The sequence below is a fragment of the Mycobacterium sp. NGS61 genome, from assembly GCF_059812325.1.
Genome location: NZ_JCALCL010000003.1, coordinates 292,469 through 304,626, shown reverse-complemented (window position 1 = coordinate 304,626; position 12,158 = coordinate 292,469). Strand labels below are relative to the sequence as shown.

The 12,158-nt window shown below is 68.2% G+C and carries 11 protein-coding genes; 6 read left to right on the top strand and 5 right to left on the bottom strand.

The window, feature by feature from the left end; genetic code table 11:
• Positions 1–19: 19 nt before the first annotated feature.
• Positions 20–1,153 carry a Nif3-like dinuclear metal center hexameric protein gene (locus AC5Y3Z_RS08990; RefSeq protein ID WP_463824524.1) on the bottom strand — a complete coding sequence of 378 codons (1,134 nt, stop codon included), beginning with the start codon at positions 1,151–1,153 and terminating at the stop codon, positions 20–22.
• The gene (cobC, locus tag AC5Y3Z_RS08985; protein WP_463824525.1) at positions 1,150–2,214 is read right to left on the bottom strand and encodes an Rv2231c family histidinol phosphate aminotransferase CobC; all 1,065 of its coding nucleotides are present in this window, start codon (positions 2,212–2,214) and stop codon (positions 1,150–1,152) included. The genes AC5Y3Z_RS08990 and cobC overlap by 4 nt, the downstream gene beginning before the upstream one ends.
• Before the next feature lie 79 nt (positions 2,215–2,293).
• On the opposite strand from cobC, the gene AC5Y3Z_RS08980 reads away from it, so the two are divergent.
• Genes AC5Y3Z_RS08980 through AC5Y3Z_RS08970 form a run of 3 tightly spaced genes read left to right on the top strand, consistent with a single transcriptional unit; the run spans position 2,294 to position 4,309 of the window.
• On the top strand, positions 2,294–2,971 hold the full coding sequence (locus tag AC5Y3Z_RS08980; RefSeq protein ID WP_463824526.1) for an HAD-IA family hydrolase: 678 nt from the start codon (positions 2,294–2,296) through the stop codon (positions 2,969–2,971).
• On the top strand, positions 2,964–3,461 hold the full coding sequence (locus AC5Y3Z_RS08975; RefSeq protein WP_463824527.1) for a low molecular weight protein-tyrosine-phosphatase: 498 nt from the start codon (positions 2,964–2,966) through the stop codon (positions 3,459–3,461). The genes AC5Y3Z_RS08980 and AC5Y3Z_RS08975 overlap by 8 nt, the downstream gene beginning before the upstream one ends.
• On the top strand, positions 3,461–4,309 hold the full coding sequence (locus AC5Y3Z_RS08970; RefSeq protein ID WP_463824528.1) for an SURF1 family cytochrome oxidase biogenesis protein: 849 nt from the start codon (positions 3,461–3,463) through the stop codon (positions 4,307–4,309). The genes AC5Y3Z_RS08975 and AC5Y3Z_RS08970 overlap by 1 nt, the downstream gene beginning before the upstream one ends.
• Before the next feature lie 12 nt (positions 4,310–4,321).
• Here the strand turns inward: AC5Y3Z_RS08970 and AC5Y3Z_RS08965 are convergent, their stop codons facing one another.
• On the bottom strand, positions 4,322–6,292 hold the full coding sequence (locus AC5Y3Z_RS08965) for a heavy metal translocating P-type ATPase (RefSeq protein ID WP_463824919.1): 1,971 nt from the start codon (positions 6,290–6,292) through the stop codon (positions 4,322–4,324).
• A 95-nt stretch (positions 6,293–6,387) separates the two neighbouring features.
• On the opposite strand from AC5Y3Z_RS08965, the gene AC5Y3Z_RS08960 reads away from it, so the two are divergent.
• From AC5Y3Z_RS08960 to AC5Y3Z_RS08950, 3 genes are all read left to right on the top strand, one after another.
• Positions 6,388–6,750, top strand: a complete 363-nt coding sequence (locus AC5Y3Z_RS08960) for an ArsR/SmtB family transcription factor (RefSeq protein ID WP_463824529.1) — start codon at positions 6,388–6,390, stop codon at positions 6,748–6,750.
• A 138-nt stretch (positions 6,751–6,888) separates the two neighbouring features.
• Entirely contained in the window at positions 6,889–7,653 is a 765-nt protein-coding gene (locus AC5Y3Z_RS08955) for an ABC transporter ATP-binding protein (RefSeq protein WP_463824530.1), read from the top strand.
• Entirely contained in the window at positions 7,650–9,989 is a 2,340-nt protein-coding gene (locus AC5Y3Z_RS08950; protein WP_463824531.1) for an FtsX-like permease family protein, read from the top strand. Before AC5Y3Z_RS08955 ends, AC5Y3Z_RS08950 begins: the two co-directional genes overlap by 4 nt.
• A gap of 71 nt (positions 9,990–10,060) precedes the next feature.
• Here the strand turns inward: AC5Y3Z_RS08950 and AC5Y3Z_RS08945 are convergent, their stop codons facing one another.
• Together AC5Y3Z_RS08945 and AC5Y3Z_RS08940 are read right to left on the bottom strand one after the other, a co-directional pair.
• Positions 10,061–11,098, bottom strand: a complete 1,038-nt coding sequence (locus AC5Y3Z_RS08945) for a Gfo/Idh/MocA family oxidoreductase (RefSeq protein WP_463824532.1) — start codon at positions 11,096–11,098, stop codon at positions 10,061–10,063.
• On the bottom strand, positions 11,095–12,153 hold the full coding sequence (locus AC5Y3Z_RS08940) for a saccharopine dehydrogenase NADP-binding domain-containing protein (protein ID WP_463824533.1): 1,059 nt from the start codon (positions 12,151–12,153) through the stop codon (positions 11,095–11,097). Before AC5Y3Z_RS08940 ends, AC5Y3Z_RS08945 begins: the two co-directional genes overlap by 4 nt.
• Between the last annotated feature and the right edge of the window lie 5 nt (positions 12,154–12,158).

Below are 12,158 nucleotides of genomic sequence, written 5' to 3'. Positions count from 1 at the left end.
TGATCTCCAGCTCTCGGTCTCAGCACCGGTCCCCACCCGATGCCAGGTTCCACGGATCGGTGCGCAGGGTTGATACCCGCACCGGCAAGGACGACCCGAATCGCGCCCGCAGCACCGCGGCCGCCTGCGCACACCAGGGGAATTCACTGGCCCAGTGCGCGACGTCGATCAGGGCGACCTGCGATTTCCGGTGGTGCTCGTCGGCGGGATGGTGGCGCAGGTCGGCGGTGACGTAGGCCTGCACACCCGCACCGGCCACCGCACCGAGCAGCGAATCCCCCGCTCCCCCGCAGACCGCGACCCGCGACACCGGCAGCTCGGGATCACCGGAGGCCCGCACGCCCCAGGAGGTCTGCGGCAGCGCCGCACCGACGCGGGACACGAAGTCGCGCAACGGTTCAGGCTGCGGCAGCACCCCGATGCGACCCAACCCGGTATCGGCCGGTGGTGGCGCCAGGGCAAGGATGTCGAACGCCGGCTCCTCGTAGGGGTGGGCGGCGCGCATCGCCGCCAGGACGCCGCCGCGAATGGCCGCCGGTGCGATGGCCTCGATCCGGTCCTCAGCCACCTGTTCGATGGTGCCGATGTCGCCGATCGCCGGCGTGGCCCCCTCGTGGGGCAGGAACTGGCCGATACCGGTGACACTCCAGCTGCAGTGCGAATAGTCGCCGATGTGCCCGGCCCCGGCCGCGAAGATCGCGTTGCGCACCGCGTCCGCGTCCTCTTTCGGCACGTAGATGACCCATTTGTCCATGTCGCACGGGACCGGCGAGCGGTCCAGCACCGCCTCCACCGTCAGGCCCAGTGCATCCGCGAGCGCGTCGGACACCCCCGGTGCCGCGGAGTCGGCGTTGGTGTGCGCGGTGAACAGCGAGCGGCCCGAGCGGATCAGCCGGTGAATCAACGCACCCTTGGGTGTGTTGGCCGCGACCGTGTCGACCCCGCGCAGCAGCAGTGGATGGTGAGCCAGCAGCAATCCCGCGTCGGGCACCTCGTCGACGACGGCGGCCGTCGCGTCGATCGCGATCGTCACCGACTCGAGCACGTCGGCGGGGTCGCCGCACACCAGCCCGACGGAGTCCCACGACTCGGCCAGCCGAGCCGGGTAAGCCTCCTCCAGCACGTCGATGACATCGACCAGCCGCGCGCTCACCGGTGCCCCCCGCTGGGCGCGCAGGCGGACATCTCGATCAGCCGTGCCACCAATACGGGCCACTCGGCACGCACCGCGACCCGCAGATAAGTCGCGTCCAGGCCGACGAAGGTATCACCCCGGCGAACCGCAATTCCGTTGTTGCGCAGATAATTTCGTATTCGCTCCGCATCAGGGCTGCGGCACAGCAGAAATGGCGCCGACCCGTCGACCACCGCGAATCCCGCCGACTCCAGACCGGCCACCATCGCCGTGCGGACCGCCGCCAACCACGCGGCATCGGCCGCCGCCTCGGCCACGGCCTGCGGCGCGCAGCACGCCGCGATCGCGGCCAGCTGCAGCGTGCCCACCGACCAGTGCGGGCGGGTGACGGTCAACCGGGCCAGCACGTCCGGTGCCCCCAGTGCGTAACCCACCCGAAGCCCGGCCAGCGCCCAGGTCTTGGTCAGACTGCGCACCACCAGCACGTCGGGCAGCGCGTCGCCGGCCAGCGACTCCGGTTCCCCGGGAATCGCATCCGCGAATGCTTCGTCGATCACCAGGATCCGCCCGGGCCGGCGCAGCGCCAGCAGGTGCTCGCGAGTGTGCAGCACCGAGGTCGGGTTGGTCGGGTTCCCGACCACCACCAGGTCGGCGTCCTCAGGAACCTGCGCGGTGTCCAGGGTGAACGGCGGCCGCAGCACGACGTGGTGCACCGGGACGCCGGCCGCGGTCAGCGCCGCCTCCGGCTCGGTGAACGACGGCGCGATCAGCGCCGCCCGGCGCGGGCGCAGGTTGCTCAGCAGCGCGAATCCCTCAGCGGCGCCGGCCAGCGGCAACACGTCGTCGATGTCCCGGCCGTGACGCGCGGCGACGGCGTGTCGGGCGGCCTGCAGGTCAGCGGCGCCCGGGTAGTGGGCCAGGTCGGTCAAGCGCCCGCCGAGTTGTTGCAGCAGCCACGGCGGCGGCTGGCTGTGCCGGACGTTGACGGCGAAATCGAGCATGCCGGGCATGACGTCCTGATCGCCGTGATGGCGCGCCAGCGCAAGGCGAGTTGACGCGCTCTGGTCCGCAACTGCCATCACTGGAACATTAGTGCGCGATCGTGGGTGTCAGACATCCGGCGCATCCCAGCGCGGCCCGACATGGGCATCGACCACAATGGGGGCCGTGACAGGTTCCATCCCGGACGTGACGCCGCAGCTGGTGATTTTCGATCTCGACGGCACTCTCACCGATTCCGCCGTCGGTATCGTGGCGTGCTTCCGGAACGCGCTCACCCTGGTCGGCGCGCCGTTTCCGGACGGTGACCTGGCCGCCCGGATCGTCGGCCCCCCGATGGACGAGACGTTCCGCGCGCTGGGGCTCGATGGGCGTGCCGACGAGGCTTTCACCGCGTTCCGGGCCGAGTACGGGACTCGCGGATGGGCGATGAACAGCCTGTTCGACGGGATTGCGCCGCTGCTGGCCGATCTGCAGGCCGCCGGGGTGCGGCTGGCGGTGGCCACCTCCAAGCTGGAGCCGACGGCGGTGCGCATCCTGGATCATTTCGGGCTGGTCCAGCACTTCGAGGTGATCGCCGGCGCCTGCCCGGACGGTTCGCGCAAGTCCAAGACCGAGGTGCTGGCCCACGCGCTCGCACAGCTGCAGCCGCTGCCCGAGCGGGTACTGATGGTCGGCGACCGCAGCCACGACGTCGACGGTGCGACCGCGCACGGCATCGACACGGTGGTGGTCGGTTGGGGATACGGCCAGGCCGACTTCGCCGACCGAGAGCCGCCGGACCGCGTGACGCACGTCGCGACCGTCGACGAATTGCGGAGGATCCTGGGTGTCTGATTCGGAGAAGCTGCATGTGACGTTCGTGTGCAGCGGCAACATCTGCCGCTCGCCGATGGCCGAGAAGATGTTCGCCCACCAGATTCAGCAACGCGGCCTGGACGACGTGGTGCGGGTGACCAGCGCCGGCACCGGCAGCTGGCACGTCGGCGAGGGCGCCGACCGGCGGGCCAGACAGGTGCTGCGCGACCACGGCTACCCCACCGAGCACCGCGCGGCCCAACTGAACGACGAGCATCTGGCAGCAGACCTGGTAGTGGCTCTGGGCCGCAACCACGAACGGATGCTGCGCGAACTCGGCGTCGAGCACCAGCGGCTGCGGATGCTGCGCTCGTTCGACCCCCGCTCAGGAGCGCACGCCCTCGACGTGGAGGACCCCTACTACGGCGACCACGGCGACTTCGAGGAGGCCTTCGTCGTCATCGAGGCCGCCCTGCCGGGCCTGCACGACTGGGTCGACGAGAGGCTCGCGCAGAACGGGACCGGTTGATGGCCCGCAGAGTCCCGAGTCTTACGTTCCTGCTGCGGCCGGGCTGGGTGGCGCTGTGGCTGGTGTGCATCGCGTTCACCTACCTGTGTTTCACCGTGCTGGCGCCGTGGCAGCTGGGCAAGAACACCAGGACGTCGCGGGAGAACCAGCAGATCACCGATTCCCTGAGCACACCCCCGGTCGCGCTCAAAACATTGTTGCCGCAACAGGATTCGTCTGCGCCCGAGGCGCAGTGGCGCCAGGTGACCGCGACCGGACATTACCTGCCGGACGTGCGGGTGCTGGCCAGACTGCGGGTCGTCGAGGGCGACCAGGCGTTCGAGGTGCTGGCGCCGTTCGTCGTCGACGGCGGGCCGACGGTGCTGGTCGACCGTGGCTACGTACGGCCCGAGACCGGGTCGCACGTGCCGCCGATCCCGCGTCCACCGGAGCACACCGTGACCCTCACTGCACGCCTGCGCGATTCCGAGGCGCTGGTGTCCGGCAAGGAACCGCTCACCAGAGACGGCTATCAACAGGTGTATTCGATCAACACCGGTCAGGTCGCGGCGCTGACCGGCGTGCCGCTGGCCGGGTCGTATCTGCAGTTGGTCGAGGACCAGCCCGGAGGCCTCGGCGTGATCGGGGTGCCGCACCTGGATGCCGGGCCGTTCCTGTCCTACGGCATCCAATGGATTCTGTTCGGCGTCGTGGCTCCCGCCGCGCTGGGATATTTCGTCTACGCCGAGGTCCGGGCGCGGCGACGGGAGAAGGCGCTGCAGCCGTCGGTGGAGCCGGTGGCGCCGGCGGCTGACATGCCGATGACCGTCGAGGAGAAACTGGCCGACCGGTACGGTCGCCGGCGTTGAGGCGGATTGTCTTCACGCGGTTCGGGCGGCGCGCTGCCAGGCGGCCGGGCGGAGCAACCGCAGCCCGTTCAGTCCGACGATCACGGTGGAGCCCTCGTGTCCGGCGACGCCGAGCGGCAATGGCAGCGCTCCGGCCAGGTCCCAGATCACCAGCGCGGTGATGAAGGCAGCGGCAATCGTGAGATTGGCGATTACGACACGGCGCGCTTGCCGGGCCAGCGCGATGACGGCCGGGACGGTGGTGAGGTCATCGCGGACGATCACGGCATCGGCAGTCTGCAGGGTGAGGTCGGATCCCGCGCCGCCCATGGCGATACCGACGTCGGCGGCGGCCAGCGCTGGGGCGTCATTGATGCCGTCCCCGACCACCGCGACGCTGTGACCGTCGGCTTGAAGTTGCTGGACCGCGGTGACCTTGTCCTCGGGCAATAGCGCCGCGCGGACGTCGGTGATGCCGACCCGGGCGGCGAGCTGGTTGGCGGGAGCGGGATTATCGCCGGTCAGCAATATCGGTGCACTGCCGGTCAATTGCCGCACAGCATCGACTGCGGCGGCCGCTTCGGGGCGGAGCTGGTCGGCGAGGCCGAAGACGCCGACCGGACGCTGCTGGCATGTCACCGCGATGGCGGTGTAGCCGCTGCGGTGCAGCGCCTCCACGGCGGCGGCCAGCGCTGACGTCTCGCGGGTGCCGGTGGCTCGGGACAGCGACGCCGGCGAGGCGACACCGATCGAACGCCCCTCGATGACGGCCGTGACACCCCGTCCCGGGCAGGCGGCGAAAGCTTCGGCCGCGGGCAGGTCCAGGCCACGCTCGCGGGCTGCGGTCACGACGGCCGCGGCCAGCGGGTGCTCACTGGGGTACTCGGCTCCTGCTGCCAGCCGCAGCAGTTCATCGGCGCTGAATCTCGGTTCGAGGCAGCGTATTTCGTTGAGTTCGGGAATCCCGCGGGTCAGCGTGCCGGTCTTGTCGAAGGCGACCCGGGAAGTGGTGCCGAGCTGTTCCATCACGACCGCGGATTTCGCGAGCACCCCGTGGCGGCCGGCGTTGGCGATGGCGGCCAGCAGGGGCGGCATGGTCGCCAGCACGATCGCGCACGGTGACGCGACGATCATGAATGTCATGGCGCGGAGCAACGCTCGCTGCACCGATTCGCCGGCCAGCATCGGTATCGCGAACACGGCCAAGGTCAGCACCACCATGGCGAACGAGTACCGCTGCTCGACCTTCTCGATGAACAACTGCGTGCGAGCCTTGGTTCCACTCGCTTGCGCAACCAAGGCCGCGATACGCGCGACGATGGAGTCCGCCGAGCGGCGATCGACCCGGATGCGCAGCGCCCCAGTGCCATTGAGGGTGCCGGCGAACACCTTGTCGCCCGCGCTCTTGGCCACCGGCAACGGCTCACCGGTGATGGTCGCTTGATCCACGTCGCTGCTCCCGCCAATCACGACGGCGTCCGCGGCGACGCGTTCGCCCGGACGAACCACGATGACGTCGCCGACGTCCAGGTCCGCGGCTGTCACTACCTCTTCGCCGCCGTCGGCGCGGACACGGGTGGCGGTATCGGGTGCCAGCTCGAGCAGTCCGCGCACCGAATCCTCGGTGCGAGCGGTGGCCAGAGCCTCCAGCGCACCCGATGTGGCGAAGATGACGATCAGCAGGGAGGCGTCGGTGATCTGACCGATAGCGGCGGCGCCCATGGCAGCCACCACCATGAGCAGGTCGACATCCAGGGTGCGGCGGTGCAGCGCCTGCAACCCGGCCAACCCTGGCTGCCAGCCGCCGGCCACACAGCAGGCCAGATACATGGCCCACCACACCTCACCTGGTCCGCCGAGCAGCTGCGCCGTCAGACCGGCGACGAAGAACACCAATGACAGTGCCGCCCAGCGCATCTCCGATAGCGCCAGCAGCGGCGTGCGCCGCACCGGCAGGACCGGTGTCCGCTCGGGTCGCGCAGCGGCGAATGTCGAGATGGACACCGATACCTCCAAGACCGCAGCCGGAACCAGGCCGACGATACCAGACGATATGAACATGTCTTCATATATATAGTGGTGGGATAAACTGCCCAGGTATGGGACATGGTGTCGGCGGCCGCGAGCGACCCACGACGCGCCTCGACGCCGAAGCGGTAGCCCATGTGGCTGCCACGCTGCAGGCGCTGGCCACACCGTCCCGCTTGCTGATCCTGACCGAACTGCGTCAGGGACCGCGTCCGGTCACCGACCTGGCCGACGCGATCGGGATGGAACAGTCAGCCGTATCGCATCAGCTGCGATTGCTCCGTCATCTCGGACTGGTGGTGGGTAACCGCAGCGGCCGCAGCATCGTCTACAGCCTCTACGACAATCACGTGGCGGAACTGCTCGACCAAGCCATCTACCACAGCGAACACCGGCGTCTCGGCATCAGCGACCCCACCCAGTCCGCAGGATGAAGCGCAACTCCCCGTGAGCTCGATCGCGATGCTGCCGACTCGGTGACCTGGGTTGGGCCGCTTGACCGGTGGCCGCGGGCGGGACCGGCCAGCCCGGGGCCGCCGGGCGGGCTGCGATCGAAATGAAATAGTGAACGCATGAGGACTCGGTCCGATGTCGGCGACGACACCGTCGAAGGACCGCAACCCGGTGCATCGCCGGCATTGCGATTGAACGGCGTCGGCAGGACCTACGGCACCCCCCCTACCCAGGTCGTGGCCCTGCGCGCGGTGAACCTGGAAGTCCGGGCCGGCGAATTCGTCGTACTTCTCGGACCGTCCGGATCGGGGAAAACCACACTGCTCAACGTCATCGGCGGAATCGATCAACCGTCCGAAGGGACGATCGAGGTGTACGGACGCCAGGTCGAACTGCTGAATCGCAAGCTGCGCACCCAGTATCGCCGCGACCAAGTTGGGTTCGTCTTCCAATTCTTCAACCTCGTGCCCACCTTGACCGCACTCGAGAACGTCGAAGTACTCGCCGAACTGACCGGCCCGGACGCGGCGCGCCGAAGTCGTGCCGCTCTGGACCAGGTGGGTCTCGGTGCGGTTGCGAACCGCTTTCCCGCGCAACTGTCCGGCGGCCAGCAACAACGGGTGGCGATCGCCCGGGCAATCGTGAAGCAGCCGCCGCTGCTCTTGTGCGACGAACCGACCGGCAGCCTTGACCTGGTCACCGGCCGACAGGTCTTGGCCACATTGCGCGATCTGACGCGAGATAAGCAGCACACCCTCGTCGTGGTCACCCACAACGCCGAGATCGCCCGGATGGCCGATCGCGTCCTCTGGTTACATGCGGGCGCGATCAGCAAGTCCGAAGTAGTCGAAAATCCAGTAGCAGCAACGGATTTGAACTGGTGAGTCGCTCGCTGCGGCGCAAAGTCCGTCGGGATGTCTGGCGGGAGCGGTGGCGCTTCGCGGCTATCGCCGCAATCATCGGCATCGGCGTTGCGGTGTTCGTCGCCGCCACCGACGGCTACCGAAATCTCGACGACTCCCTGGACCGGTCCTACGCCACCCAACGGCTGCCGGACGCGATCGTGTCCGGACCCGGTGCGGTCGGGCTCACAGACGCCGTCGCCACGTTACCGGGCCGGCCACTTGTCGAGGCGCGCCATCACGCCGACGTCGGATTGCGGTTGAACCGGCACGCCATCTACGGACGTGCTATCGGCATACCGGAGGCCCGCCAGCCCGATGTGTCGTTGCTCGACATGCAAACCGGGGTCCTGCCGGGCCGGGGGCAGGTGGTGCTCGAGCAGCACCTCGCCGACCATTATCACCTTGACCGCGGCGACACCATAGAAATATTGGGAGCGCAAGGCTGGCAACACTTTTCGGTCGCCGGCTCGGCGATGTCCACCGAGTACCTGTGGCCGGCGCGCTCCGCGCAGGAGATCCTCACCACGCCCGAGGACTTCGGTGTGGTGTTCCTGCCCGATGACGAATTGCGCCGTGTGCTGCCGCGCGCCGGCGAGCAGATCGCCGTGTTCGCGCGCGATCGCTCCGAGGCGAGCGCTCTGATCGCCGCCACCGGCGACATCGCCCGGAATACGGGGCTGCAGTTCGTTCCTCGCGACCAGCAGGGGTCGTATCAGACGCTGCGCGACGACGTGAAGCAGTTCGGTAGCCTCGCCGGCATCCTGCCGTGGCTGTTTCTCGCCGCCGTGGTGCTGGGGACGTATGTGCTCCTGTCCCGGATCGTGTGGGCGCAGCGGGCCGTTATCGGAACCCTGATCGCCAACGGGCTTTCGCCGAACACGGTGCGCCGACATTACCTGGGTTACGGTCTCGCCTGCGCCGCGGTGGGGACACCGCCCGGGTTGCTCGGTGGTTACCTGTTAGGGCAATTCATCACCACCAGGTACACCGAGGCCATCGCGCTGCCGATGCACCTGACCCAGATGCATGTACTGACATACCTGTTGGCCGCCGCCGCCGCATTCTCGGTCGCACTGGTTGCTGCGGTGGCGCCGGCGACTGCCGCGGCCAGAATGCAACCCGCAGAAGCCATGCGGATGGCCCCGCCGAGCGTGCGGGGTCGTCGCAGCCTGGTCGAACGCCTGGTGCCGGTGCTCGAGCGCGCCCCGGCCCGGTGGCGCATGATGCTGCGGTCCATCCTGCGCAATCGTCGGCGAACGGCGTTCACCGCGGTGGGAGTGGCGGTTTCGGTGATCCTGGTGATGGTGTTCGCCGGCATGCGCGACACGGTCCCCAGCATGGTCGACCGCCAGTTCGGGCAGATCGAGCGCCAGGATGGCGACGCGGTGGTATCCGGTCCGGTCGAGGCCGTTGCGGACAGGCTCCGCGCGGACCCTGACGTCGCCGCTGCCGAAGCCTTCAGTTCCTACGGCGTCACCCTTTCTGCTGCCGCCCACCGGTACGACACAATGATGATCGGGCTGTCACCCCAGACCCAGATGCACGCGTTTCCGGCCGAATCGGGAGCCGACCGACTGACCGGCGACGGAGTCCTGCTCGGGGTAGGTCTGCGCGACACCCTGTCGGTCTCGCTGGGTGACCGCATCGACATCGCAGTGCCGCAGTCGAAACTCCGGTTCACCGAACGGGTGGCCGGATTCGTCGACGAACCATTCTCGCCCGTCGTGTACATCTCACTGAACCAGCTTCGGGCACAAGCGGCTTCGCTGCCGCCGAATGGCGTGCGGATCAAACTCAAGCCGGGCACCGACGCGCGCTCGGCAGGAGACCGGATCGCCGCCGTCCCGGGCGTGGTCGCGTACCGGTCGACGACAGCGCTGGCATCCACCATGCGGCAGGCCTTCAGCCTCTACAACACGCTCGTCAACATCATGCTCGTCCTCGCGGCCGTGATGGCGGCCGCGATGTTGTACAACGCGATGTCGGCCAACATATCCGAACGGTTGGGCGAACTCGGCGCACTGCACGCCGAAGGTATGAGCGCCGGCATGCTCGCCCGTCTGATCGCGACCGAGAATTTCAGTATTGCCGCAGCCGCGGTCCCGTTCGGGATTGTCGGCGGGATCCTCGACGCGGAGCTGTTGTTGTCGACCTATACCAGCCACGGCTACCATGTGCGCCTCGAGATGCATACCGCGACACCGCTAGTCGTCGCATCGGCGATTCTGCTTGCCGCTGTGCTGGCGCAGATTCCGGTGGTGCGAAGGATTTACGGCATCGATCTGGCACGGATCGTGCGGGAGCGCGCCTTGTGATCGTGAAGGGTTGAGCGCCCCTCGAGTGGCGTGCGGCGGTAGCGGTCGAACGTCGACGCAGGGACGGGTCATCAGGTCGCCAGATCCGAAGCGCACACTGCCACCGGTGGTGTCGGCCCCACGGGAGTGGCCGGCCCGAGGGCCGAGGTGAACTCCGACCACAAGCGAGTCGCACGCACGAACCGTTGCGAGACCACCGTGCGGTTACTGCCGATCGCGCCGATGAACTCGGTGGCCGCCAACCGAACTGCCTGGGGCCATATTTGGTTGCGAACCTGTGCCGTGCCGGGTTCGTATGCAATGCCGACGCGTTCGGAGATCGGCACATCTGTTGTCGCAGCGCGGGTGTCAGGACGCCGGTGCCACCAGGTGGATCCGTGGGTATGGGCGAGAACCAACTCACCGGCCTCGGATCCGGCCGTGATGGTATGCATCAGGCGCGCATAGTTATCGGGGTCGTCAGGGCACAGTTCGTTCTGGATCAACAGGTCGACGGTCACATCGCCCAGGATCATCCGGCCGGCGACAAAGGAACTCGGCGGGCCCTCGGTACGGGGCGGCACCACGATGCGAGCCGGCGTCAGCGGGCCGACGACGGCACTGAGAACGGTGAACAGCGGATAGGACACGTGGATCGACGAGCGGGCGTGAACGTAGCGTATCGGCGCAATCTTATCGAGAGCTCTTGCCGCCGTGATGAATTGGCGCATCGGCGCAACCCGGCTGTAGAAGTCGTTGACGGCGTAGAGTTTCGAGTTCGCTTTGGCCACCCGCAGTAGCTTCAGGACCTCGTCGGCATGAACGGGTTGCTCCTGCAGCACGTGTATGCCGCGCGCAAGCAACTGTTCGCAGATCTGGGCGCCTTCGCCCCCCACCACTGCAGAGCGCACCACCACGAAGGCGATGTCGACAGCCGGCAGGGCGGCCAGGTTCGGGTAGAGCGCTATGCCGAGCCGATCCGCCAGGTGTGCCGACGCCGCAGATCCGGTGGAGACCAGTCCGACCAACTCCACGGGCGATTCGGGCGCGGCCAAACCTTCGGCGTAGACCGCGCCGAATGTCGCTCCGACCACGACGGCCGTGGGTCGTTCCCGGCGGCTCGCGGTCACAGGGCACCTTCCTCGATCGTCGAGTCGTCGACCACAGATACCGCGGTGCCTGGCACGGCCTCGACGACGAAGTCCAATGCGTGCCGCGGCGTTTCGATGCTCCAGAACGGCTGGGCGCCGGTCCGCGCGTCCGAATAATGCTGGGCCGCGTAGGCGGTCACGGCTCCGGTGACGCGGTAGCTGTCCGTGCAGGTGAAAGCGAGGGTTCTGGGAACGGGACCGGCGCCGGCGGCGGCGACTATCGCGAAGTAAGGTCGGCGGCCGAAGAGGTCCAATTTGGCCGCCTCGAGCACCGCATTCAGGTCTTGCGACCTCTTGTCGTCCACCGCCAACAGCTGCATCGCACGCGTGGTGCGTTCACTGTCGAACACGTTCAGCCACTGGACATTGCTGGTGCCCAGCCGGGCTGCGACCGCGACGGTTTCGGCGTCCAGGTATGGGTGCACGCTGACCGATCCCGGAAAATACTGCGCCGGAGCGGGTTTGCACTCAGCACGGCTGATCCGTCGCACCGTCCCGCCGCGCCAGGCGGCACCCGGGTAGCCGTGTGTGTCGTGCAGGCTGGCGAGGTATTCCAGCACCGACGCGGGCGTCAACCGCTGCAGTCCGCCGCACCACACGGTGATGTCGTCGGTCTGCTGCTCGGCAAGCACCCGGAGCAGCAATCCGGACAGGCCGGGCTGCACACCTGTTTGCAGGACGACGGGGACTGGCGCCGTCGCATACCGGTCGAGCAGTGCCTGGTCGCCGCCCGGGTCGATATAGGGCACCCCCGCTTCGATGGCGGCCCCGGCGACCTGTGCGCTGAGCTGTTGGGACGGACCGGCGCAGTTGATGATGACATCGCAACGGGTCAGGGCAGCGTCGAGTGCGGCCCGATCGGTCACGTCGAGTCGCGTTGTCTCGATGTCCCCCACCACGGCTGAGGCCGCCTCGCGCAGGCGGGTTTCGTCGCGACCGGCGACCACCACAGCCAGGTCGTCGCGGTGTGCCAGCACGGCAAGGCAACTTCGGCCCACCGCGCCGGTACTGCCGAGCAGCAATGCATTCCGCACCGGAC